Source organism: Streptomyces sp. BI87, assembly GCF_025957665.1.
Lineage (GTDB): Bacteria > Actinomycetota > Actinomycetes > Streptomycetales > Streptomycetaceae > Streptomyces > Streptomyces albidoflavus.
The window spans coordinates 4652242-4674985 of sequence record NZ_CP110079.1 but is presented as its reverse complement, the minus strand read 5'-3'; the positions used below and the strand labels follow the sequence as shown (position 1 = coordinate 4674985).

General features: G+C 73.7%; 17 protein-coding genes. 5 read left to right on the top strand and 12 right to left on the bottom strand.

The features are described from left to right. Nucleotides 1-8: 8 nt before the first annotated feature. On the bottom strand, nucleotides 9-668 hold the full coding sequence (locus OIM89_RS20900; RefSeq protein WP_030697288.1) for a GntR family transcriptional regulator: 660 nt from the start codon (nucleotides 666-668) through the stop codon (nucleotides 9-11). Between the two features lie 227 nt (nucleotides 669-895). Here OIM89_RS20900 and OIM89_RS20895 point away from each other — a divergent pair, with 227 nt between their 5' ends. Beyond that, the gene (locus tag OIM89_RS20895; RefSeq protein WP_037665284.1) at nucleotides 896-1288 is read left to right on the top strand and encodes a peptidoglycan-binding domain-containing protein; all 393 of its coding nucleotides are present in this window, start codon (nucleotides 896-898) and stop codon (nucleotides 1286-1288) included. A gap of 95 nt (nucleotides 1289-1383) precedes the next feature. On the opposite strand, the gene OIM89_RS20890 is transcribed toward OIM89_RS20895, so the two are convergent. Both OIM89_RS20890 and OIM89_RS20885 read right to left on the bottom strand, forming a co-directional pair. Continuing rightward, nucleotides 1384-2262, bottom strand: a complete 879-nt coding sequence (locus OIM89_RS20890) for an ABC transporter permease (RefSeq protein ID WP_030697286.1) — start codon at nucleotides 2260-2262, stop codon at nucleotides 1384-1386. Then, nucleotides 2259-4925, bottom strand: coding sequence for an alpha/beta fold hydrolase (locus tag OIM89_RS20885; protein WP_030697285.1), 2667 nt, complete (start codon nucleotides 4923-4925; stop codon nucleotides 2259-2261). Before OIM89_RS20885 ends, OIM89_RS20890 begins: the two co-directional genes overlap by 4 nt. A gap of 116 nt (nucleotides 4926-5041) precedes the next feature. Here OIM89_RS20885 and OIM89_RS20880 point away from each other — a divergent pair, with 116 nt between their 5' ends. Continuing rightward, nucleotides 5042-5473: a GNAT family N-acetyltransferase gene (locus tag OIM89_RS20880; RefSeq protein WP_030697284.1), complete on the top strand. Its 432-nt coding sequence runs from the start codon at nucleotides 5042-5044 to the stop codon at nucleotides 5471-5473. A 23-nt stretch (nucleotides 5474-5496) separates the two neighbouring features. On the opposite strand, the gene OIM89_RS20875 is transcribed toward OIM89_RS20880, so the two are convergent. The 6 genes from OIM89_RS20875 to iolC all read right to left on the bottom strand — a co-directional run bounded on the left by OIM89_RS20875 (nucleotide 5497) and on the right by iolC (nucleotide 12351). Then, a complete protein-coding gene (locus OIM89_RS20875; protein ID WP_047465145.1) occupies nucleotides 5497-6099 on the bottom strand; it encodes a nucleotidyltransferase family protein in 603 nt (200 codons plus the stop codon). Between the two features lie 70 nt (nucleotides 6100-6169). Next, nucleotides 6170-7669 (bottom strand): CoA-acylating methylmalonate-semialdehyde dehydrogenase, encoded by a 1500-nt coding sequence (locus OIM89_RS20870; protein WP_175457860.1) that lies wholly within the window; start codon nucleotides 7667-7669, stop codon nucleotides 6170-6172. A 14-nt stretch (nucleotides 7670-7683) separates the two neighbouring features. Continuing rightward, nucleotides 7684-9570, bottom strand: coding sequence for a 3D-(3,5/4)-trihydroxycyclohexane-1,2-dione acylhydrolase (decyclizing) (gene iolD, locus OIM89_RS20865; protein WP_195731008.1), 1887 nt, complete (start codon nucleotides 9568-9570; stop codon nucleotides 7684-7686). Then, nucleotides 9567-10418, bottom strand: a complete 852-nt coding sequence (gene iolB / locus OIM89_RS20860) for a 5-deoxy-glucuronate isomerase (RefSeq protein ID WP_195731504.1) — start codon at nucleotides 10416-10418, stop codon at nucleotides 9567-9569. The genes iolD and iolB overlap by 4 nt, the downstream gene beginning before the upstream one ends. Nucleotides 10419-10423: 5 nt before the next feature. Continuing rightward, complete coding sequence (locus OIM89_RS20855; protein ID WP_047465137.1) at nucleotides 10424-11416, bottom strand: hypothetical protein; 993 nt, start codon at nucleotides 11414-11416, stop codon at nucleotides 10424-10426. Next, nucleotides 11413-12351: a 5-dehydro-2-deoxygluconokinase gene (gene iolC, locus OIM89_RS20850; protein WP_195731007.1), complete on the bottom strand. Its 939-nt coding sequence runs from the start codon at nucleotides 12349-12351 to the stop codon at nucleotides 11413-11415. The genes OIM89_RS20855 and iolC overlap by 4 nt, the downstream gene beginning before the upstream one ends. A 268-nt stretch (nucleotides 12352-12619) precedes the next feature. Between iolC and OIM89_RS20845 the strand changes: the two genes are divergently transcribed. Then, a complete protein-coding gene (locus tag OIM89_RS20845) occupies nucleotides 12620-13543 on the top strand; it encodes a sugar phosphate isomerase/epimerase family protein (RefSeq protein ID WP_030697277.1) in 924 nt (307 codons plus the stop codon). 412 nt (nucleotides 13544-13955) lie between these two features. On the opposite strand, the gene OIM89_RS20840 is transcribed toward OIM89_RS20845, so the two are convergent. Beyond that, a complete protein-coding gene (locus OIM89_RS20840) occupies nucleotides 13956-15038 on the bottom strand; it encodes a zinc-dependent alcohol dehydrogenase family protein (RefSeq protein WP_047465134.1) in 1083 nt (360 codons plus the stop codon). A gap of 271 nt (nucleotides 15039-15309) precedes the next feature. On the opposite strand from OIM89_RS20840, the gene OIM89_RS20835 reads away from it, so the two are divergent. Further along, entirely contained in the window at nucleotides 15310-15612 is a 303-nt protein-coding gene (locus tag OIM89_RS20835; protein ID WP_030697275.1) for a heavy-metal-associated domain-containing protein, read from the top strand. A gap of 185 nt (nucleotides 15613-15797) precedes the next feature. Further along, nucleotides 15798-18017 (top strand): heavy metal translocating P-type ATPase, encoded by a 2220-nt coding sequence (locus OIM89_RS20830; RefSeq protein ID WP_411292346.1) that lies wholly within the window; start codon nucleotides 15798-15800, stop codon nucleotides 18015-18017. A gap of 586 nt (nucleotides 18018-18603) precedes the next feature. On the opposite strand, the gene OIM89_RS20825 is transcribed toward OIM89_RS20830, so the two are convergent. Next, nucleotides 18604-19893, bottom strand: coding sequence for a citrate synthase (locus OIM89_RS20825; protein ID WP_003948145.1), 1290 nt, complete (start codon nucleotides 19891-19893; stop codon nucleotides 18604-18606). 198 nt (nucleotides 19894-20091) lie between these two features. Next, nucleotides 20092-22350: an ATP-dependent RecD-like DNA helicase gene (locus OIM89_RS20820; protein ID WP_030697273.1), complete on the bottom strand. Its 2259-nt coding sequence runs from the start codon at nucleotides 22348-22350 to the stop codon at nucleotides 20092-20094. Nucleotides 22351-22744 lie beyond the last annotated feature (394 nt).

Genomic DNA, 22744 nt, shown 5'->3' with positions numbered 1-22744 from the left:
GCGGGTGGTCAGGCCACCCGGTCCGGCAGGGACAGGCTGTCGCCGTCGGCGCCCGCACGGCGCAGGATGGAGCCGATGTGGCGGTGGAGGAGGTCCTTGGCGCCGGCCGCGTCGCCGTTCTGGAGGGCGCGGGCCAGGGCCAGGTGTTCGGCGGTGTCCTCGGCGACCTCCTGGCGGCCGATGAGGGCGGCGGCGGTGAACCGCTGGTGCTGGTGCCAGAGCGTCTCGAAGAGCCCGGTCACGGTGCGGTTGCCCGCGGCGGCGACCAGCGCGGCGTGGTAGGCGTGCCCGGCGTCGCGGGCCTCGCGCGGGGTGGCGGCGGGCCCGCAGCGCGCGGCCAGGTCGTCACCGACGCGGCGCAGCGCCTCGGGGCCGCGGGCGGCGAGGGTGTCGAGCGCGTAACTCTCCAGCAGCAGCCGGGCCTGCATGATGTCGCGCCCCTCACCGAGCGAGACGGGCACGACGAGGGCACCGCGCTTCGGGTACAGCTCCAGGAAGCCGTCGGAGCGCAGCCTGAGGAACGCCTCGCGGACCGGCGTACGGGAGATGCCCAGCTCGGCGGCGACCTGCCCTTCGGAGAGGAGTTCACCGCTGCCGTAGGTGCCGTCGAGGATGAGTTCCTTCACGTGCTCGTAGGCCCGCTCGGCGGTGGGGGTCGCTTGTGCCATGGGGTCATTATCGGCAGGGGCCCCCGGAGCTCCGGCCAGGCCCCGGCGTGGTCCCGGGCCCGAGGCGCCGTCCTTCGGGACGGAGGTGATCACTCCGCTCGGCGTCCCCGCAGGTCGGGGGGTGGGACGGTCCAGGATCGAAGCTGGGTCGCCCGCGGTCTGTGCCGGCGCGGTGGCGCTGCGTAGCGTCTGCTCCGTCCACAGGTCCACCAGGGAGGGAATCCACCATGTCGTCGTCCGCCGCAGGTCCCCGCAAAATCCTCGCCGTCACCACCGTCGCCGCCGCACTGCTCGCCGGATCGGCTGTCACCTCCACGGCGACCGCAGCCGCCGCGGCGCCGGTCGCGGCGGCCCAGGGGTGTGTGCAGGATCTGTACATCGGCAACTACTGCCGTTTCTACTCGGGCAACGCGATGACCTCGCGCGGCCAGGTGGGCAACCGGGTCAAGGAGATCCAGGCCCTGATCAACGCGGCCACCAGCTACTCGCCGAAGCTCACGGTCGACGGCAACTTCGGCCCGGCGACGGAGAGCGCCGTGCGCTGGTTCCAGTCCCGCAAGGGTCTGGCCGTCGACGGCATCGTCGGCAAGAACACCTGGTCGAAGCTGCGGACCGCCTGACACCACGGCCACCGCACCGCGCACCGTGGAACCGCGGAAGGCAACGGCCGCCCGCTCCGGAGGGAGAGGGCGGCCGTCGCCGGGTGTCCCACCCCTCAGGACACGATGTCCTTCCCCGCGAAGCCCCGGAAGGCCAGCGCGAAGAGGATCAGGGCGTAGCTGACGGAGACCGAGGCGCCCTGGAGCATGCCGGACCAGGCGATGTCGGTCTGGAGGGCGTCGGCCCAGGCGAACTGCCAGTGGGCGGGGAGGAAGGCGCGCCAGTCGCCGAGGGCGGTCACGGCGTCCAGGACGTTGCCGACGATGGTCAGGCCGACCGCGCCGCCGACCGCGCCGAGCGGGGCGTCGGTGCGGGTCGAGAGCCAGAACGCCAGACCGGCGGTGACCAGCTGCGACACGTACACGTACGCCACCACCACGGCCAGCCGGCCCACCGCCTCCCCGGCCGGGAGGGCGCCGCCGGTGGGGATCTGGAGGGGGCCCCAGCCGTAGGCGAGGGTGCCCACCAGCAGGCCGACCAGGGGCAGCAGCACCATCGCGGCGGCGCTGAAGGCCAGGGCGACGACGAGCTTGCTCCACAGCAGGCGGGCCCGGGGTACGGGTGCCGCCAGCAGGTACCGCAGCGAGGACCAGCCCGCCTCGCTCGCCACCGTGTCGCCGCAGAACAGCGCGACCGGGACGACCAGCAGGAACCCGGCCGAGACGAAGAGGCAGACGGCCGCGAAGTTGAGCCCGGAGGCGGTGGCGGTGTCCATCAGGTTGACCCGGCCGCGCCGCTCGGGCTCGCCGCCGATCGCGAAGGCGGCGACCATGACGACCGGCAGCAGGGCCAGGATCGCCGCCATCACCTGGGTACGGCGGCGGCGCAGCTGGCGGACGGCCTCGACGCGCAGCGGCAGGGTCCGGCCGGGCCGGTAGCCGGGGGCGGTCGGGTCGGTGCGGGCGGGGTCGGTGAGGGTGCCGGGGGTGCTCATCCGGTACCTCCGATCAGGGTGAGGAAGGCGTCCTCCAGGCGGCGGTGCGGCATGACCGAGGCCACCGGCACGCCGAGGCGGACGAGTTCGACGACGAGCTGGTCGGCGCCGATGCCGTCGAGCCGGACCAGCAGCCCGTTCTCGGTCGGGTCGACGGCGGCGATGCCGTCCAGCGCCGCGACCTTGTCGGCGAGCGGCGCGTCCACGGGCGCGGCGAGCCCGACGTGCAGGGTGTCGCCGCTGCCGACGATCTCCGCGACCGGCCCGGCCTGCACCAGCTGTCCCTGGTCCATGACGACCAGGTGGGTGCAGGTCTGCTCGACCTCGGCGAGCAGGTGGCTGGAGACGATGACGGTGCGCCCGGCCGCCGCGTACCGGATCATCACCTCGCGCATCTCGCGGATCTGGGGCGGGTCGAGCCCGTTGGTGGGCTCGTCCAGGATCAGCAGGTCGGGCAGGCCCAGCATGGCCTGGGCGATGGCGAGCCGCTGCCGCATGCCCTGCGAGTAGGTGCGGACGGCGCGTTCCAGGGCGCCGCCGAGCCCGGCGATCTCCAGGGCCTGCTCGATGTGGGCGTCCTCGGCCGGGCGGCCGGTGGCCTGCCAGTACAGGTCGAGGTTGGCGCGGCCGCTGAGGTGCGGCAGGAAGCCGGCGCCCTCGACGAAGGCGCCGACGCGGGAGAGGACGGGCGCGCCGGGCCGGATGGCCTGGCCGAAGACGCGGATCTCGCCCTCGTCGGGCCGGATGAGCCCCATCAGCATGCGCAGGGTGGTGGTCTTGCCCGCACCGTTGGGACCGAGCAGGCCGAGCACCTGGCCGCGCTCGACCCCGAAGGAGAGGTCGCGGACGGCGTACCGGTCGGTGGAGCCGGCGTACTTCTTGCTGAGGCCGGTGATCCTGAGCGGTACCTCGGCCAGCTCCGGGTCGGCCGGGGGCGCGCTGGTGCGGCGACGGCCGAGGAGGAGCAGCCCGGCGGCGATCACGGCCGCGCCGAGCGGCAGCGCCCACACCCAGGTGGGCAGCGGGGTCGCGGCGGTGCGGACGGCCGGGGCCGTGGGCACGTTCAGGTCGCCCTCGGCGGCGATCCGGTACGTGGCCGGTTCGGTGGGTGAGGCGTAGCCGAGGTCGGTGGCGGCGAGGACGACGCGCAGCGAGTGGCCCTTGCGGACCTCGTGGTCGATGGCCGGGAGGTTCAGGGTGAGGGTGCGTCCCTGGTCGGCGCCGGTGACCCGGACCGGGGAGACCAGCTGGCCGGGGAGGATCTGGCTGCGGCCGCCGGGGCCGACGTCGTAGACCTTGCCGAAGAGGACGGCGTCCTTCGTGTCGGCGGAGACCTTGACGCGGACCGTCGGGGAGCCGGTGATCCGCAGGTCCTTCTCGACGGGGGCCGAGTCGAACCGGGCGTGCTGGCCGGGGAAGTCGAAGGAGACGCCGATGCCGAGCGAGGAGAGCTGGGCGAGGCTGCTGCCCTGGTCCGCGCTCTCGCCGCCGCCCGGTCCGCCGCCGCCGAGGCCCGGCAGGGTGGAGATGGACGGCGGGACGGCGCCGGCCGGGTTGTCGACCTTCTGCTCGCGGCCCGTCAACGGGATGCGGACCGGGTCGTGGCCGAGGCCGGGGTAGCTGGAGCCGGTGGCGCCGCGCAGTTCGGCGGCGCCGTTGGTGGAGTCGACGCCTCCGGTGCGGGTGACGCGGAAGGCGGGCCCGGTGTCGGCGTTCTTGTCCTGCTTCAGGTACCGGTCGAACCAGCCGGTGACGCGCTGCTCGACGCGGGCCGCCTCGGGGTTGCCGCCGTCGTGGCCGCCGGCCATCCAGTCGACGGCGACGGGCTGCCCGTTCTTCTTCAGCGCCTTGGCGGCCTGGTCGGTGTGGGAGAGGGGGAAGAGCGAGTCCTGCTGGCCCTGGACGAAGAGGGCGGGCACCTTGATGCGGTCGGCGACCGCCTTCGGGGAGCGCGCGGCGAGCAGCTCGGCCGCCTTCGCGTCGGGCTTGCCGGAGACGGCGACGCGGTTGTACATCGCGCACAGCTCGTCCTCGAACCGCTCGCAGCCCCCGCCGGTGGACAGGAACATGCCGGTCCACAGCTTCTTGAAGACCCCGTTCGGGAAGAGCGCCTCGGGCAGGTCCCACCAGGTGATGAGCGGCGCGATGGCGTCCACCCGCTCGTCGTACCCGGCGGTGAGCAGGGAGACGGCGCCGCCGTAGGAGGCACCGGTCATGCCGACGCGCGGGTCGCCCTCGGCGTCGAGCTGCACCTCGGGCCGCTCGGCGAGCCAGTCGATGAGCTTGCGCGCGTCGGCTACCTCGCCCTTCGGGTCGTTGAGCCCGATCTTCCCGGTCGACCTGCCGAAGCCGCGCGCGGTCCAGGTGAGGACGGCGTACCCGCTCTCGGCCAGCTTCTCCGCCTGCTGCTTCAGGTCGGTCTTGCTGCTGCCGAAGCCGTGGGCGAGCATCACGGCGGGCCGGCGCCCCTCACCGCCCGCGGTGAAGTACGAGGTGTCGATCCGCACCCCGTCGCCGGTCCTCAGGATCTGGTCCTGCCGCTTCACCCCGCCGCCGTCCTCGGCCGCCGAGGCGGAGCCCGCCGGAACGAGCAGGGCGGCCAGGACACCCGCCGAGGCGAGGGCTGCCCGCCACCTGGGCGGTCCGTGCTTGTTGAGACGCATGGACCCACGGTACGGGCGCCCGAAGGGTGCTCCGTGCCCCCTCCAGGGGGACCCTGACGTGCTGCGCGAGGCGTATACCCACGTCCCGCGTACCGCATCCGTGGTAGGCCCTACCCATGACGCAGCCCTCGCCCCCGCCGGACATCCGCCCAGCTCGCAGCGTTGCCGAACTCCTCGCCGCCAGCCCCCTGTTCGACGCTCCGGTTCACCCCTCCCACGCCCTCGACTTCCTCGGACGTGAGGGGCATCACCTCTTCCTCGCGTACGCCGACGGCGAACCTGTCGGCTTCATCTCCGGCGTGGAGACCACCCACCCCGACAAAGGCCCCGAAATGCTCCTCTACGAACTGGGGGTCGCACCCGCACACCGCCGCCTCGGCATCGGGCGGGCGCTGATCGAGGCTCTGGCCGAGGTGGCCCGGGAACGGGGGTGTCGGGGCATGTGGGTCGGGGTGGAGCCGGGGAACAGGGCGGCGCTGGCTGCCTATCGGTCGGCGGGGGCGGTGAACGAGGGGCGGTTCGCGATGCTGGGGTGGGAGTTGGAGTGAGGGGGCGGTGGGCACGGGCGCCGTCAGTCCGCCTCCGGCCACCCCAGCACCCGCAGCTCCGGCCACTCCCCCCGCCACCGCTCCGCCTTCGCCTCGTACACCTCACGCGGAGCCAGGACCGGATTCGGCCGGAGGACCAGGTTGAAGACGTCCGCCAAGCCGTGCGGGGCGTAGACGCGCCAGTGGTCGTCCGGTTCGAGGCGGATGCCGAGGCAGCAGGTCGTGGCGGCGAAGGTGTCGATGGCGGCCTCGGTGGAGGGGTGGGGTGGGCAGGGGGTGCCGAATTTCGCCTCGTACCAGAGGTGGACGCGGGCCTGGTTGCGGAGTTCGACCTCGGCGGGGAGGTCGGCGAAGAGGGTGCGGGCGGTGCGGATGGCGCGGTCCTCGGCCTCGTAGGAGAGGTCGGTGGGGTCGTAGTAGAAGAGGTCGTAGTCCTTGATGCCCTGTTCGGGCGGGCGGCCGGTGGTGACGTTCCAGATGGTCTGGAAGAGGCAGCCGGCGGTGAGGTACCAGCCGGGGAGGGCGAGGGTGGCGGCGCGGTCGAGGACGGTGAGGAGGGTGGGGTTGTGGGACAAGGTGGTGCGGAGGGCGGGGAGTTGTCCGTCCAGGGGCAGTCGGCTGATCATCCCGTGGGTGTAGCACGCCCCCGGTGCTCGCGGGAGAGCGCCGGGGGCGTGCGGGGAGGTGGGGCGGGCGTCAGTGGTTGCGCGGGAAGCCCAGGTCGACGCCGGTGGGGGCGTCGGCGGGGTCGGGCCAGCGGGTGGTGACGACCTTGCCCCGGGTGTAGAAGTGGGTGCCGTCGTTGCCGTAGATGTGGTGGTCGCCGAAGAGGGAGTCCTTCCAGCCGCCGAAGGAGTGGTAGCCGACGGGGACCGGGATCGGGACGTTGACGCCGACCATGCCGGCCTCGACCTCCAGCTGGAAGCGGCGGGCGGCGCCTCCGTCGCGGGTGAAGACGGCGGTGCCGTTGCCGTACGGGGAGGCGTTGATGAGGGCCAGGCCCTCCTCGTAGGTCTCGGCGCGCAGGACGCACAGGACCGGGCCGAAGATCTCGTCGCGGTAGGCGTCGGAGTCGGTGGAGACCTTGTCGAGGAGGGAGAGGCCGATCCAGTGCCCCTTCTCGTACCCCTCGACGGTGAAGCCGGTGCCGTCGAGGACCACGTCGGCGCCCTGGGCGGCGGCGCCCGCCACGTAGCCGGCGACCTTGTCGCGGTGGGCGGCGGTGATGAGCGGGCCCATCTCGGAGGCGGGGTCGTGGCCGGGGCCGATGGTGATCTTCTCGGCCCGCTCCTTGATCTTGGCGACCAGTTCGTCACCGATCGCGCCGACGGCGACGACGGCGGAGACCGCCATGCACCGCTCGCCCGCCGAGCCGTACGCGGCGGAGACGGCGGCGTCGGCGGCGGCGTCGAGGTCGGCGTCGGGCAGGACCAGCATGTGGTTCTTGGCGCCGCCGAGGGCCTGGACGCGCTTGCCGTTCGCGGAGGCGGTGGCGTGGATGTGGCGGGCGATCGGGGTGGAGCCGACGAAGGAGACGGCGGCGACGTCCGGGTGCTCCAGGAGGCGGTCGACGGCCGGCTTGTCGCCGTTGACGACGTTGAGGACGCCGTCGGGCAGTCCGGCCTCGCTGAACAGCTCGGCGAGCCGGAGGGCGGCCGAGGGGTCCTTCTCGCTGGGCTTGAGGACGAAGGTGTTGCCGCAGGCGATGGCGAGCGGGAACATCCACATCGGCACCATGGCCGGGAAGTTGAACGGCGTGATGCCGGCGACCACGCCGAGCGGCTGGCGGATCGAGGCGACGTCGACGCGGCTGGCGACCTGGGTGGACAGCTCACCCTTGAGCTGCACGGTGATGCCGCAGGCCAGGTCGACGATCTCCAGGCCGCGGGCGACCTCGCCGAGGGCGTCGTCGTGGACCTTGCCGTGCTCGGCGGTGATGAGCCGGGCGATCTCCTCGCGGTGCTGGTCGAGGAGGGCGCGGAACGAGAAGAGGACGGTGGTGCGCTGGGCGAGCGAGGAGGTGCCCCAGCTCGCGTAGGCGGCCTTGGCGGCGGCGACGGCGGCGTCCACCTCGTCGGCGGAGGCGAGCGCGACCTGGGTGGTGACCTCGCCGGTGGCGGGGTCGGTGACGGGGCCGAAGCTGCCCGAGGCGCCGTCGACGGCCTGGCCGCCGATCCAGTGGTGGACGGTCTTCATACGGGGTCGCTCCTTCACAGATGGCGGCGCCGGGCTGCGACGTTCCGGTCGTACTCCTGCCGGGCCCGGTTCGCTGCCTCGCGGTGCGCGGTCCGGGCCACGGGAACATCCCACCACGCCTGTGCGGGCGTCGGGCTGGACACTGTGTCGGGCGTTTCGGTCCGCACGTAGACACCCGTGGGGACGGTGGCGGCCCGTACCTCGGCGAGGGCCTCGCGCAGCTCCGCGACGGTGTCGGCGCGGAGCATGCGGACGCCGAGGGAGGCGGCGTTGGCGGCGAGGTCGAGCGGCAGCGGCTCCCCGTCGAGGAGGCCGCCGGGGCCGGGCATCCGGTAGCCGGTGCCGAAGCCCTCGGCGCCGACGGCGCGGGAGAGGCCGCCGATGGAGGCGTACCCGTGGTTGTCGACGAGGACGAGCTTGAGCGGCAGTGACTCCTGGACGGCGGTGACCAGTTCGGTCGGGTTCATCAGGTACGTGCCGTCGCCGACCAGGGCCCAGACGGGGCGGTCCGGGTCGGCGAGGAGGATGCCGAGGGTGCCGGGGATCTCGTAGCCCATGCAGGAGTAGCCGTACTCGACGTGGTACTGGTCCGCCGAGCGGGCCCGCCAGAGGCGGTGCAGGTCGCCGGGGAGGGAGCCGGCGGCGTTGACGAGGATGTCCTCGCCGGTGACCAGGGCGTCGAGGGCGCCGAGCAGCTGGGTCTGGGTGGGGCGGGCCGTGGGGTCGGGGGCGGCGTAGGCGGCGGCGACGCGGGCCTCCCAGCCGGCTTTGGCGGCGGTGTACGCGGTGATGTGGGCGTCCGGCAGGCGGTGGCCCTCGACGAGCCCGGTGAGGGCGGTGAGCCCTTCGCGGGCGTCGCCGACCACGGCGTGCGCGGCGAGTTTGTGGGCGTCGGCGGGGTCGAGGTTGAGGTGGGCGAAGCGGACGCCGTCGGCGGCGAAGAGGGTGCCGGAGGCGGTGGTGAAGTCGGTGAGGCGGGTGCCGACGGCGAGGACGAGGTCGGCGGTGCGGGCCAGGTCGTCGGCGGTGGCGGTGCCGGTGTGGCCGAGCGCGCCGACGTCCTGGGGGTGGTCGTGGGGCAGGGCGCCCTTGCCGGCCTGGGTGGCGGCGACCGGGATGCCGGTGGCGCGGGCGAAGGCGTCGAGCGCCGCCTCGGCTCCCGCGTACTTGACGCCGCCGCCCGCCACGACGAGGGGGCGGCGGGCCCGGCGGAGCAGGGCGGCGGCCTCGGTGAGGGAGGCGGTGTCGGGGGCGGGGCGGCGGATGTGCCAGGTCCGCTCGGCGAAGAACTCCTCGGGCCAGTCGTACGCCTCGGCCTGTACGTCCTGCGGCAGGGCGAGGGTGACGGCGCCGGTGGCGGCCGGGTCGGTGAGGACGCGCATCGCGGTGAGGGCGGCGGGGATCAGCGCCTCGGGCCGGGTGACGCGGTCGAAGTGGCGGGAGACGGGCCGCAGGCAGTCGTTGACGGTGATGTCGCCCGCGTAGGCCACTTCGAGCTGCTGGAGGACGGGGTCGGCGGGGCGGGTGGCGAAGGTGTCGCCGGGGAGGAGCAGGACGGGCAGGCGGTTGACGGTGGCCAGGGCGGCGCCGGTGACGAGGTTGGTGGCGCCCGGCCCGATGGAGGTGGTGACGGCGTGGGTGGCGAGGCGGCGGCTCTGGCGGGCGAAGCCGGTGGCGGCGTGCACCATGGCCTGCTCACTGCGGCCCTGGTGGAAGCGGAGGCCGCCGGTCCCCTCGGGCCGTTCGGCGGTGTGCTCGGCGAGGGCCTGGCCGAGCCCGGCGACGTTGCCGTGGCCGAAGATGGCCCAGACGGCCGGGATCAGCCGCTGCCGCTCGCCGTCGCGCTCGCTGTACTGGACGGAGAGGAAGCGGATCAGTGCCTGGGCGGTGGTGAGCCTCACCGGTAGCCCTCCGCGTGGTCGGGGTGGAAGGTGATGTGCCAGTCCCGTCCGGGGCCGGGCCCGGCCATGACGTTGAGGTAGTAGAGCGGGTGGCCGGGCGGGGCGACGGACGGGCCGTGCCAGCCGTCGGGCACGAGGACCGCTTCCCCGTCCCGCACCTCGGCGAGGAGGTCCGCGCCGCCGGGCCGGGAGGGCGCCACGCGGTGGAAGGCCGGGGTGGGCCCGTCCAGCGCGAACCAGTAGATCTCCTCCAGCTCGCTCTCCTCCCCCGGCCGGTGCTCGTCGTGCTTGTGCGGCGGGTACGAGGACCAGTGGCCGGGCGGGGTGACGACCTCGACGGCGATGAGGCGGTCGCAGGCGAAGGTGTGGGCGGCGGCGAAGTTCCGCACCTGCCGCGCGCGCGTCCCGCTGCCCCGCTCCTCGACGGGTACCTCCGGCGCCGGGCCTCGGCGGGCGGGGAGTCGGCGCCCGCACCTCGCTCCTGCCAGAGCGAACCGGCCGGCGGCGCCGGAGGTGATCTCTACGCGCGCGTCCCGGGGGACGTACGCGAAGTCGGTGGGCCCGGCGAAGACGTCCGGGCGCCCGTCGAGGGTGAACTCGCGCTCCTCGTCGCCCTGTTGCCCCCCGTCGGGCCGCACCCGGACCGTACCGCCCCCGGAGAGCGGAAGCACGATCCATTCGGCGCCGCCGGTGGCGAAGGCGTGCGTGTCGCCGGAGGCCAGTTCGAGGATGTGCAGGGCGGTGTGGCGCAGCCCCTGGGCGGGCCCGGCGGTGAGCCGGTACGGGCTGCCGGGGTGCGCGGTGGCGCCGGGCCGCAGGTGGAGCGGGTGCGGGTCGGTGGGGGGCATCGTCGTCATGGCTCATCACCTACCCCGCGCGGGGCGGGCAGCCCGCGCGACGGGCCGGGCAGGGCGCGGGTTCCCTCGTGCCGGGCCTCCCCGTGGACGAGGGCGGCGGCGGTGTCGACGGCGGCGGCCACGTCCCCGTCGGGCGGGTAGAGCAGGGCGCGGCCGGCGACGAGGCCGCGCACCGTGGGCAGCGCGAGGGCGCTCCGCCACCGCTCGTAGGTGGCGTCCCCGCCGCGCGCCGCACCGACCGGCCCGCCGAGCAGCACCACGGGCAGCGTGGTGGCGGCCGTGACCCGCGCCATGTCGTCGGGGTCCTCGGTGACGGGCACCTTGAGCCAGGTGTACGCGGAGGTCCCGCCGAGGCCGGAGGCGACGGCGAGCGAGGTGGTGACGGCGGCGGCCCCGAGGTCGGTACGGAGTTCACCGCCGACCCGGCGGCAGAGGAAGGGTTCCACGAAGACCGGCAGGTGCAGCGCGGCCATGGCGTCGACGGCGCGGGCCGCCGTGTGCAGGGTGGTGAGCGAGCCGGGGTCGTCGTAGTCGAGGCGGAGCAGCAGCTTCCCGGCGTCGTAGCGGGAGCGGGCCAGATCCTCCGGGCGGAACCCGGTGAAGCGGTCGTCGAGTTCGAAGGCGGCCCCGGCCAGGCCGCCCCGGTTCATCGAGCCGATGACGGCCTTGCCCTCCAGCGCCCCGAGCAGCAGCAGGTCGTCCAGGACGTCGGCGCTGGCGAGGACGCCGTCGACGCCCGGGCGGGAGAGGCCGAGCCGCAGCCGGGCGAGGAGTCCGGCGCGGTCGGCCATGGCGCGGTCGCCGCGTCCCGCGCCGAGGGCGCCCCGCGCCGGGTGGTCGGCGGCGAGGATCAGCAGCCGCCCGTCACGGCCCAGCAGCGGGCGGCGGACCCGGCGGGCGGCGGCCTCGGCGACCGCTTCGGGCCGGTGGGCGCGCAGCCGGGCGAGGGCGGCCGGGTCGACGGCGTGCGCGGCATGGGCGGGGTTCATTCCGCACCGCCGAGGAGGGCTTCGATCTCGTCGGCGCGGGGCATCGCGGAGGAGCAGGCGAGGCGGCCCGCGACGAGGGCCCCGGCGGCGTTGGCGTACCGGACGCTGTCCGCCAGCGGCCACCCGGCGAGCAGTCCGTGGCAGAGGGCGCCACCGAAGGCGTCCCCGGCGCCGAGGCCGTTGACCACCTCGACGGGGACGGGCGGGGCGGTGACGCGGGTGCCGTCGCGGTGGGCGGCGAGGACGCCGTCCGGCCCCTGTTTGACCACGGCGAGGGTGACTCCGGCGGCGAGCAGGGCGTCGGCCGCGGCCTCCGGCTCGCGCTCTCCGGTGGCCTGTTCGCACTCGGCGAGGTTGCCGACGGCGACGGTGGCGTGGGCGAGGGCGGCGGCGTAGTGGGCGCGGGCCTCCGGGCGTTCGGCCTCGTCCCAGAGCACGGGGCGCCAGTCGAGGTCGAGGACGGTGTGGGCGGCCCGGCCCCGGTGGGCGAGGGCGGCGAGGGTGGCGGTACGGCTCGGCTCGGCGCTCAGCCCGGTACCGGTGGCCCACAGGACGCGGGCCGCCCCGATCGCGTCGAGGTCGAGGGCGTCGGCGGTGATCCTCAGATCAGGGGCCTCGGGCCGCCGGTAGAAGTACAGCGGGAAGTCGTCGGGCGGGAAGATCTCGCAGAAGGTGACGGGCGTGGGCAGTCCCGGCACGGCCGGCACCCATCGCGCGTCGACGCCGAACTTCTCCAGCTCGGCCCGCAGATAGTCGCCGAACGGGTCCTCCCCGGTCCGGCTGACCAGGGCGGTACGCCGCCCCAGCCGCGCCGCCGCGACCACCACGTTGGCGGGCGACCCGCCGAGGAACTTCCCGAAGGTCTCCACCTCGGCCAGCGGCACCCCGGTCCTGAGCGGGTAGAGGTCGACGCCGAGCCGCCCGAGAGCGATCACGTCGTACGCCGCCTCACCCGGCGGCTGCCCGGGTGGCCGCTGCCCACTCCCGCGTCCCGGCTGTGCGCCCGTCACGGTCTCCCCCTCGCTGCGTCGTTGCGGCGGTGGTGCTCCCCGTGGTGCCGGTACGGACCCGGGGCGTGCCCAGGTCTAGTCGGCGGCACGGAACCCTGTCAACATTTTGTCCGGACATTCGGACGAACCCTCACGCCCGGAGATCGGGCAGGCTTGACCCGGACGGCGACCGGAACCGGAAGGCGGACATCTGATGGACCGTACGAACGAGCCCGCGCCCCCGGCCTCCCGGCTGCGGATCGGCTCGGCACCCGACTCGTGGGGCGTCTGGTTCCCCGAGGACCCGCACCAGGTGGGCTGGGACCGCTTCCTGGACGAGGTGGCCGAGGCCGGGTACCAGTGGATCGAACTGGGCCCGTACGGCTACCTCCCCACCGACCCGGTACGGCTGCGGGACGAGACGGCGCGGCGCGGGCTGGGCGTGTCGGCGGGGACCGTCTTCACCGGGCTGCACCGGGGTGAGGCGGTCTGGGAGGAGACGTGGGCGCACGTGGCGAAGGTCGCGGAACTGACCCGGGCGGCGGGCGCCGGCTACCTGGTGGCGATCCCCGCGTTCTGGCGCGACGACAAGACCGGCCAGGTCCTGGAGGACCGCGAGCTGACCCCCGCCGCCTGGCGCGACCTCTCCCGGCTGACGGAGCGTCTGGCCCGCCGGGTCCGCGAGGAGTACGGGCTGCGCACCGTGGTCCACCCGCACGCCGACACCCACGTCGACACCGAGGAACACGTGGTCCGCCTCCTCGACACCACCGACCCGGACCTGGTCGAACTCTGCCTGGACACCGGCCACTACGCCTACTGCGGCGGCGACAGCGTCCGCCTCGTCGAGACCTACGGCGAACGCCTCGGCTACCTCCACCTCAAACAGGTCGACCCCGAGGTCCTGGCCCGGGTCCGCGCCGAGGACCTGCCGTTCGGCCCCGCCGTGGCCCAGGGCGTCATGTGCGAGCCCCCGCTCGGCGTGCCCGCCCTCGCACCGGTACTGGCGGCCACCCGCCCCCTCGGCATCGACCTCTTCGCCATCGTCGAGCAGGACATGTACCCGTGCCCGCCGGACCGCCCGCTCCCGGTGGCCCGGCGCACGCGGGCGCTGCTGGAGTCGTACCTGAACGGCTGAACGGGCCCGGGATGTCCCGGTCCCGCCACACCCGTGTCACGGTCGCTCCACACGCCTGCCCGCGCTCCCGGGCGCGCGCGGCCCGCCGCTCCGACACGATCCGCCAGTGGGTGGCGGGGCGGGCCCGCAACAGGGGGAAATAGGCGGGGCCGCTCCGGGGCCACCCCGGGAAGGCTCAGCCGGGCGCCGATTCCGCCCCGGCGGACCAAACCCGGCCCGGCCCAACAACCTCTGCCCGGCCCGGCCGACCAATCTCAGCCCGGCCGGCGCTTGAGGCCATCTTTGACCGGCACCCGGCACCCGGCACCCGGCGGCCGCCGAGCCGTCCCACCTTTCCCGCCCCGAGGGCGAGGCGGGGTGGCCTCAAACGCCGGCCGGGCTGAGATCGGCGGGCCTGGGGGCCGGAACCCCGCTACCCCCAAGGCTCGATCACCGTGATCCCCGGCACCCCAGGTGCCGACAGCGCCGCCAGCGCGTCCGGCGCCTCGGCAAGCGGCCGCACAGCCGTGACCAGGAGGTCGGGCCGAAGGGTCCCGTCGGCCACCTGGGCGAGCAGCCCGGGATAGGCATGCGCGGCCATGCCATGGCTGCCGAGGATTTCCAGCTCGTGGGCGATGACCCGCTCCATCGGGATCACGGGCCGCCCCGTGGCGGAAGGCAACAGCCCTACCTGGACATGGCGGCCCCGCCGCCGCAGCCCCTCGACGGAGGCGACGCACGTACCCGGCGACCCGAGCGCGTCGAGGGAGAGGTGGGCCCCGCCGCCGGTGAGCTCCCGGACGGCAGCCGCGACCTCACCCCCGGCCCCGGCCCGCACCGCCCCGTCGACGGGAACCACGCCCACCCGGGCGTCCAGGCAGACCTCGGCGCCGAACCGCCGGGCGAGTTCCAGCGCGTCGGGTGAGACGTCGACGGCGAGGACGCGGGCCCCGGCGGCGGCCGCGATCATCACGGCGGAGAGCCCGACCCCGCCGCAGCCGTGGACGGCGACCCATTCGCCGGGGGCGACCCGGCCCTGGACGGTGACGGCCCGGTGGGCGGTGGCGAAACGGCAGCCGAGGCCCGCGGCGGTGGGGTGGGCGAGGCCGTCGGGGAGGGCGACGAGGTTGGTGTCGGCGTGGTCGAGGGCGACGTACTCGGCGAAGGAGCCGTGGCGGGTGAAGCCGGGCTGGGTCTGGTTCTCGCAGACCTGGTGGTCGCCCTGGGCGCAGGCCGCGCAGCTGCCGCAGGCGCAGACGAAGGGGACGGTGACCCGGTCCCCGGCCCGGAAGCGGGTGACGCGGGCGCCGGTGGCGGCGACGGTGCCGGAGAGTTCGTGGCCGGGGACGTGGGGCAGCGCGATGTCCGGGTCGTGGCCCTGCCAGCCGTGCCAGTCGCTGCGGCAGACGCCGGTGGCCTCGACGCGGACGACCACCCCGTCGGGTGAGGGCGCGGGGTCGGGCAGTTCCCGTACCTCGGGGCGCTCGCCGAACCGTTCGAAGACCACTGCGCGCATCGGATCACCCTTCGTCCTGGCGGCCCGGGGGCGGGCCGCGCGGCTCACTGTGCCGCCCCGGAGGTGGATTCATACCCCCTAGGGGTATAGTCTGGCTGTACGGCCCGCCTTCCCGGGCGCACCTCTGACCTCGCCCGCCCGGGAAGCCCCGTAGCGCACGCCCGCCCCACCGGCGCCGCGCGCACCACCGCTGCACCATCCTGGACATCACGACCATCAGCACCATCACGACCGGACCCGCCCGAACGGGACGGCCCCTCAGGAGGACACCATGACCAGCGACACCCAGGCCCAGACGCAGACCTCCGGCTCCTGCTGCTCCGGCTCCGCCGCCTCCTCCGGCGGCTGCGCCGACACCGGCGCCGTCACCACGGTCTACGCGGTCACCGGCATGACCTGCGGCCACTGCGAGGGCGCCGTCTCCGAGGAGCTCTCCGCGCTGCCCGGCGTCTCCTCCGTGAAGGCCGAGGCCGCCACCGGCAAGGTCACCGTCACCTCCGCCGCCCCGCTCGACGAGGAGGCCGTCCGCGCCGCCGTCGACGAGGCCGGGTACGAGCTGACCGGCCGCGCCTGACCCCGGCGCACCCCGCCCCGCCCGGCACGTGACCCGGGCGGGGCCGCACCATGGAAGGACCGGGTCCGCCCGTACCCCCAGCCCGTACCCCTCGTAGCGGAGACCGCCAGACCATGACCACCAGTACCGCGCCCGAGCGGCCGGCACCATCCGCGACCACCGAGGTCGAGCTGAGCGTCGGCGGGATGACCTGCGCCTCGTGCGCGGCCCGGGTGGAGAAGAAGCTCAACCGGATGCCGGGCGTCACCGCCACCGTCAACTACGCCACCGAGAAGGCGAAGATCGCCTACGAGCCGGGCGAGGAGCTGGGCGTCGACGACCTGATCGCCACGGTGGTCAGGACCGGTTACACCGCCGAGGAGATCCGCCCGCCGGAGCCCGAGCCGGCCGCGGACACCCCGGAGGGCGGCGCGGGGGCTTCCGGCGCGCCCGGCGACGCCGAGACCGAGGCGCTGCGGCAGCGGTTCACCGTCTCCGCGGTGCTCGCGGCGCCGGTGATCCTGCTGTCGATGGTCCCGGCGTTCCAGTTCGACCACTGGCAGTGGCTCTGCCTGACGCTGACCGCGCCGGTGGTGGTCTGGGGCGGCCTGCCCTTCCACCGGGCCGCCTGGACCAATCTGCGGCACGGCGCGACCACCATGGACACCCTCGTCTCGGTCGGCACCCTCGCCGCCTTCGGCTGGTCGCTCTGGGCGCTCTTCCTCGGCCACGCCGGGATGTCCGGGATGCGGCACGGCTTCGACCTGACCGCCTCCCGCGCCGACGCCTCCTCGATGATCTACCTGGAGGTGGCGGCGGGCGTCGTCACCTTCCTGCTGCTCGGCCGCTGGCTGGAGGCGCGCGCCAAGCGCAGGGCGGGCGCCGCGCTGCGCGCCCTGCTGGAGCTGGGGGCGCGCGAGGCCACCGTGGTACGGGACGGGCGTGAGGTACGGGTCCCGGTGGCGCGGCTGGTGGTCGGCGACCGGTTCACGGTCCGGCCCGGCGAGACCATCGCCACCGACGGCCGGGTCCTGGAGGGCCGCTCGGCGGTCGACACCTCCCTGCTGACCGGCGAGTCGGTGCCGGTCGACGTGGCCCCCGGCGACCAGGTCACCGGCGCCACCGTCAACACCGGCGGCCGCCTCACCGTGGAGGCCACCCGCATCGGCGCCGACACCCAGCTGGCCCGGATGGCCCGCCTGGTCGAGCAGGCCCAGAACGGCAAGGCGGCCGTGCAGCGGCTGGCCGACCGGGTCTCGGCGGTCTTCGTGCCGGTCGTGCTGGTCCTCGCCCTGGGCACGCTGGTGGGCTGGCTGCTCGCCACGGACGACACCACGGCCGCCTTCACCGCCGCCGTGGCGGTCCTGATCATCGCCTGCCCGTGCGCGCTGGGCCTGGCCACGCCCACCGCCCTGCTGGTCGGCACCGGGCGCGGCGCGCAGCTCGGCATCCTCATCCGGGGCCCCGAGGTCCTGGAGAACACCCGCCGCGTCGACACCGTCGTCCTCGACAAGACCGGCACCCTCACCACCGGCCGCATGGAACTGACCGAGCTCCTGCCCGCCCCCGGCACCGACGCGACCGAGCTGCTGCGCCTCGCGGGCGCCCTGGAGCACGCCTCCGAGCACCCCATCGCCCGCGCCCTGGCGCGTGCCGCCGAGGAACGCCACGGGCCGCTCCCGCCCGTCTCCGGCTTCGCCAGTACGTCCGGACTGGGCGTCCGCGGCACCGTAGAGGGGCGCCAGGTGGCCGCCGGCCGCCCCCAGCTCCTCGCCGAGGCCGGGATGCCGGTCCCCGAGGAGCTGGAACGGGCCCTGGCGGACGCCGAGGCCCGCGGGCGGACCGTGGTGGCGGTCGGCTGGGACGGGGCCGTACGCGGGCTGCTGACGCTCGCCGACGCCCTGCGGGAGACCAGCGCCGAGGCGGTCCGGGAGCTGCGCGCGCTCGGCCTCACGCCCGTCCTGCTCACCGGCGACAACCAGGCCGTGGCCGCCGAGGCGGCCCGCGCGGTCGGCATCGACCGGGTGGTGGCCGGGGTGCTCCCCGAGGGCAAGGTCGCGGAGGTCGAGCGGCTGCGCGCGGAAGGCCGTACGGTGGCGATGGTGGGCGACGGCGTCAACGACGCGGCCGCGCTGGCCACCGCCGACCTGGGGCTCGCCATGGGCACCGGGACGGACGCGGCGATCGAGGCCGGGGATCTCACCCTCGTCCGCGGGGACCTGCGGGCGGCGGCCGACGCGATCCGGCTCTCCCGGCGCACGCTGGCCACCATCAAGGGCAACCTCTGCTGGGCCTTCGGCTACAACGTGGCGGCGCTTCCGCTGGCCGCCGCGGGACTGCTGAACCCGATGATCGCGGGGGCCGCGATGGCCTTCTCCTCGGTCTTCGTCGTTACCAACAGTCTTCGCCTCAAGTCCTTCACATAGTTGACGCACTACCCTTACTCTTGGACCCCGAACCCTGGGGCTCTCGCAGCAGTATTCAGGTCGTGCGAGAGACGCAGATCACACTCCCCGCAACGTAACCATGTGGGGGGCTCGTGAGTCTAAGAAGGCGATACCGGAAATGTCTTGGGGGACGTTTCCGGAATCGGGAGGACGTCTTGGGGGACGTCCTTCGACCGTGTAGGCCGGGGCACGTGCACCGGGGAGCTTTGAGCGGCCCTCCCGTACGTACGTGTCCTGGCAGACCGCACAGACGCCCGGCCGGATCCCGTGGGGGGAATCCGCTCGGGACACAGGAAAGCGCCCCGAGCATCGGCCCGTGGGGGGACTGGTGCCGGGGCGCTTTCTACTTGGCCGACCCGGCCGGCTCCGCCAGCACCATGAGAACTCGCCCGAGCCCGGCAGAACCCAGCCCGGCCGGCGCTTGAGGCCATCTCTGGCAGCGGCCCGGGACGGCCGCGCCCGCCGGATGAGGCAAGCCGAAAGCCCGCCCCTCCCCCGCCGCACAGCGGGGAAAGAACGGGCCAAGCGGGGCGTACCCCTGAGAATCCCGAGGCGACAGCCCCGGTCAGCGGGCCTCGACCGGGACGAAGTCGCGCAGGACCTCGCCGGTGTAGATCTGGCGCGGACGCCCGATACGCGATCCGGGCTCCTTGATCATCTCGGTCCACTGGGCGATCCAGCCCGGGAGACGGCCCAGCGCGAAGAGCACGGTGAACATCTCGGTCGGGAAGCCCATGGCGCGGTAGATCAGCCCGGTGTAGAAGTCCACGTTCGGGTAGAGGTTCCGCGAGACGAAGTAGTCGTCGGAGAGCGCGTGCTCCTCCAGCTTGAGCGCGATGTCCAGCAGCTCGTCGGACTTGCCGAGCGCGGAGAGGACGTCGTGCGCCGCCGCCTTGATGATCTTCGCCCGGGGGTCGAAGCTCTTGTAGACGCGGTGGCCGAAGCCCATCAGCCGGACGCCGTCCTCCTTGTTCTTCACCTTGCGGATGAAGGAGTCGACGTCGCCGCCGTCGGCCTTGATGCCTTCCAGCATCTCCAGCACCGACTGGTTGGCGCCGCCGTGCAGCGGGCCCCACAGCGCGGAGATGCCGGCCGAGATGGAGGCGAACATGTTGGCCTGCGAGGAGCCGACCAGGCGCACGGTCGACGTGGAGCAGTTCTGCTCGTGGTCGGCGTGCAGGATGAAGAGCTTGTCGAGCGCCGAGACGACGACCGGGTCGAGCTCGTACTCCTGGGCGGGGACCGAGAAGGTCATCCGCAGGAAGTTCTCGACGTAGCCCAGGTCGTTGCGCGGGTAGACGAAGGGCTGGCCGATCGACTTCTTGTAGGCGTAGGCCGCGATCGTCGGCAGCTTGGCCAGCAGGCGGATCGTCGAGAGGTGGCGCTGCTCCTCGTCGAACGGGTTGTGGCTGTCCTGGTAGAAGGTCGACAGCGCGCTGACCACGGACGACAGCATCGCCATCGGGTGCGCGTCGCGCGGGAAGCCGTCGAAGAACCGCTTCACGTCCTCGTGGAGGAGGGTGTGCTGCGTGATCTCGTTCTTGAAGCCCGCCAGCTCGTCGACGGTCGGCAGCTCACCGTTGATCAGCAGGTACGCCACCTCGGTGAAGGTGGAGTTCTCCGCCAGCTGCTCGATCGGGTACCCGCGATAGCGGAGAATGCCCTGCTCGCCGTCGAGATAGGTGATCCCGGATTTGTACGCCGCGGTGTTGCCATAGCCGCTGTCGAGGGTCACCAGACCCGTCTGGGCGCGAAGCTTCCCGATGTCGAAGCCCTTGTCGCCGACGGTGGAGTCGATCACCGGGTAGGTGTGCTCACTGTCGCCGAACCGCAGTACTACAGAGTTGTCGCTCACGTCTTTCCCTCACCGACGTAGTGCCTCATCTTCGAGGTGCCCTGACTGTCTCTACCATCCCCCATTTGGCTCAGGAGAGTGCACTCGGGGTCGACCCTTCGGCCCTTTGGCGGCACTCAGTGCCGCCAACCTGTTCATCCTGCCCCTCTCTCCCCGGTTCCGGAAGGGCTGCGTGACGTATCCCACCGATTTGATCGATCATTTCTGGGGGAACGGCCGGCCGGGCGTCCCGGAGAGCAGCCGGTGGTCGAGCGCGGTGCACCTCCTGCCTGCGGAGACGGTACGCACCGCCTGCCCGATCGCCTTCCGCGACCCGACCAGGACGACCAGCTTCTTGGCCCGGGTGACGGCGGTGTAGAGCAGGTTCCGCTGAAGCATCATCCAGGCGCTGGTGGTCACCGGCACCACCACCGCGGGGTACTCGCTGCCCTGCGAGCGGTGGATGGTCACGGCGTAGGCGTGCGCCAGCTCGTCCAGCTCGTCGAAGTCGTACGGGACCTCCTCGTCCTCGTCGGTGAGCACGGTCAGCCGCTGCTCCTCGGCGTTGAGGGCGGTGACGACGCCGACGGTTCCGTTGAAGACGCCGTTGAGCCCTTTCTCATAATTGTTACGGATCTGGGTGACTTTGTCCCCGACGCGGAAGACGCGGCCGCCGAACCGCTTCTCGGGGAGGTCGGGCCGGGCCGGGGTGATGGCCTGCTGGAGGAGGCCGTTCAGGGTGCCCGCGCCGGCCGGGCCGCGGTGCATGGGCGCGAGGACCTGGATGTCGCGGCGCGGGTCGAGGCCGAAGCGGGCCGGGACGCGGCGGGCGGCGACGTCGACGGTGAGGCGGCCGACCTCCTCGGTGTCGTCCTCCACGAAGAGGAAGAAGTCGTCGAGGCCCTGGGTGAGCGGCGGGGTGCCGGCGTTGATGCGGTGGGCGTTGGTGACGACCCCGGAGCGCTGGGCCTGGCGGAAGATCCTGGTCAGGCGGACGGAGGGGATCGGTCCGCCCTCGGCGAGCAGGTCGCGCAGGACCTCGCCGGCGCCGACGCTGGGCAGCTGGTCCACGTCACCGACGAAGAGCAGGTGAGCGCCGGGCGCCACCGCCTTGACCAGCTTGTTGGCGAGCAGCACGTCCAGCATGGAAGCCTCGTCGACCACCACGAGGTCGGCGTCGAGCGGCCGCTCCCGGTCGTACGCCGCGTCGCCGCCGGGGCGCAGCTCCAGCAGCCGGTGGACGGTGGAGGCTTCGGCTCCGGTCAGCTCGGCGAGCCGCTTGGCGGCCCGGCCGGTGGGGGCGGCGAGCACCACCTTGGCTCCCTTGGCCCGGGCCAGTTCGACCACCGACCGCACGGTGAACGACTTGCCGCAGCCGGGCCCGCCGGTCAGCACGGCCGCCTTCTCGGTGAGGGCGAGCCGGACCGCGTCCCGCTGCTCGGGGGCGAGCTCGGTACCGGTACGGCGGGCCAGCCAGCCGAGCGCCTTCTCCCAGTCGACGCCCTGGAAGGCGGGCATCCGGTCGTCCGGAGCGCGCAGCAGCCGCAACAGCTGGGCGGCGAGGGAGACTTCGGCCCGGTGGAAGGGGACCAGGTAGACGGCGGTGACCGGCTCGCCGTCAGGCCCCGGCACCTTCTCCCGGACCACGCCCTCCTCGTCGGCGGCGAGTTCCCCGAGGCAGTCGATGACCAGGCCGGTGTCGACCTGGAGCAGCTTGACGGCGTCCGCGATGAGCCGGTCCTCGGGGAGGTAGACGTGGCCCTGGTCGCTGGACTGGGAGAGGGCGTACTGGAGTCCGGCCTTGACCCGGTCCGGGCTGTCGTGCGGGATGCCGACGGCCTGGGCGATCCGGTCGGCGGTGAGGAAGCCGATGCCCCAGACGTCGGCGGCGAGCCGGTAGGGCTGGTTGCGCACGACGGAGATGGAGGCGTCCCCGTACTTCTTGTAGATGCGCACGGCGATGGAGGTGGTGACCCCGACCCCCTGGAGGAAGACCATCACCTCCTTGATCGCCTTCTGCTCCTCCCAGGCCGCCGCGATCATCTTCGTCCGCTTGGGCCCGAGCCCCGGCACCTCCACCAGCCGCTTGGCGTCGGTCTCGATGACGTCCAGGGTGTCGACCCCGAAGTGCTCGGTGATCCGGTCGGCGATCCGCGGCCCGATGCCCTTGATCAGCCCGGACCCCAGGTAGCGGCGGATGCCCTGCACCGTGGCGGGCAGCACCGTCGTGTAGTTCTCCACGGTGAACTGCTTGCCGTACTGCGGATGCGACCCCCACCGCCCCTCCATCCGCAACGACTCCCCCGGCTGCGCCCCCAACAGCGCCCCGACCACGGTGAGCAGATCCCCGCCACCCCGCCCGGTGTCCACCCGGGCCACGGTGTAGCCGTTCTCCTCGTTGGCATAGGTGATCCGTTCGAGGACGGCTTCGAGGACGGCGAGGGCGGGGCGGGGCCCGTTCTGGGGAGTGCTGGGCATGGCCTCGACGTTACGCCGAACGGGGCGCGGCGGGCGGGCCCGGAAAGTTTTCACAACTCGTCGTGATCCCCGTACAACCCCGCGCGGGGGTCGTCTGTCTTACGTGGCATCAGGACTTCTGGGGGAATTTCCCGGGGGGGGATTCAGGGAGTTCTGATCTGGAGGGGGGACCTCCGGGGGGAGACACGAGGGGCCTGGTCCGTGGACCGGGCCCCTCGAATGTCGTGCGGGGGCTGCCCCAGGCGAGGCAAAGGCGGACAAGCGGCGCGGGCCGGGTTCGCAACACGCGCCCCACCTCTTGACTGGCAGAAATCTTCGGGCTATCCGTGATTCCTGGCAGTTTCCTTCAGGGGCTGCCCGTCGAGGCGGCACGGGCAGCGCGCACCCGCCCGGC

Excerpts from the sequence above, each read along its gene's own strand:
- OIM89_RS20900 (WP_030697288.1), bottom strand. The coding sequence starts at position 668 with ATGGCACAAGCGACCCCCACCGCCGAGCGGGCCTACGAGCACGTGAAG.
- OIM89_RS20895 (WP_037665284.1), top strand. The coding sequence starts at position 896 with ATGTCGTCGTCCGCCGCAGGTCCCCGCAAAATCCTCGCCGTCACCACC.
- OIM89_RS20890 (WP_030697286.1), bottom strand. The coding sequence starts at position 2,262 with ATGAGCACCCCCGGCACCCTCACCGACCCCGCCCGCACCGACCCGACC.
- OIM89_RS20885 (WP_030697285.1), bottom strand. The coding sequence starts at position 4,925 with ATGCGTCTCAACAAGCACGGACCGCCCAGGTGGCGGGCAGCCCTCGCC.
- OIM89_RS20880 (WP_030697284.1), top strand. The coding sequence starts at position 5,042 with ATGACGCAGCCCTCGCCCCCGCCGGACATCCGCCCAGCTCGCAGCGTT.
- OIM89_RS20875 (WP_047465145.1), bottom strand. The coding sequence starts at position 6,099 with ATGATCAGCCGACTGCCCCTGGACGGACAACTCCCCGCCCTCCGCACC.
- OIM89_RS20870 (WP_175457860.1), bottom strand. The coding sequence starts at position 7,669 with ATGAAGACCGTCCACCACTGGATCGGCGGCCAGGCCGTCGACGGCGCC.
- iolB (WP_195731504.1), bottom strand. The coding sequence starts at position 10,418 with ATGCCCCCCACCGACCCGCACCCGCTCCACCTGCGGCCCGGCGCCACC.
- OIM89_RS20855 (WP_047465137.1), bottom strand. The coding sequence starts at position 11,416 with ATGAACCCCGCCCATGCCGCGCACGCCGTCGACCCGGCCGCCCTCGCC.
- OIM89_RS20845 (WP_030697277.1), top strand. The coding sequence starts at position 12,620 with ATGGACCGTACGAACGAGCCCGCGCCCCCGGCCTCCCGGCTGCGGATC.
- OIM89_RS20840 (WP_047465134.1), bottom strand. The coding sequence starts at position 15,038 with ATGCGCGCAGTGGTCTTCGAACGGTTCGGCGAGCGCCCCGAGGTACGG.
- OIM89_RS20835 (WP_030697275.1), top strand. The coding sequence starts at position 15,310 with ATGACCAGCGACACCCAGGCCCAGACGCAGACCTCCGGCTCCTGCTGC.
- OIM89_RS20830 (WP_411292346.1), top strand. The coding sequence starts at position 15,798 with ATGACCTGCGCCTCGTGCGCGGCCCGGGTGGAGAAGAAGCTCAACCGG.
- OIM89_RS20820 (WP_030697273.1), bottom strand. The coding sequence starts at position 22,350 with ATGCCCAGCACTCCCCAGAACGGGCCCCGCCCCGCCCTCGCCGTCCTC.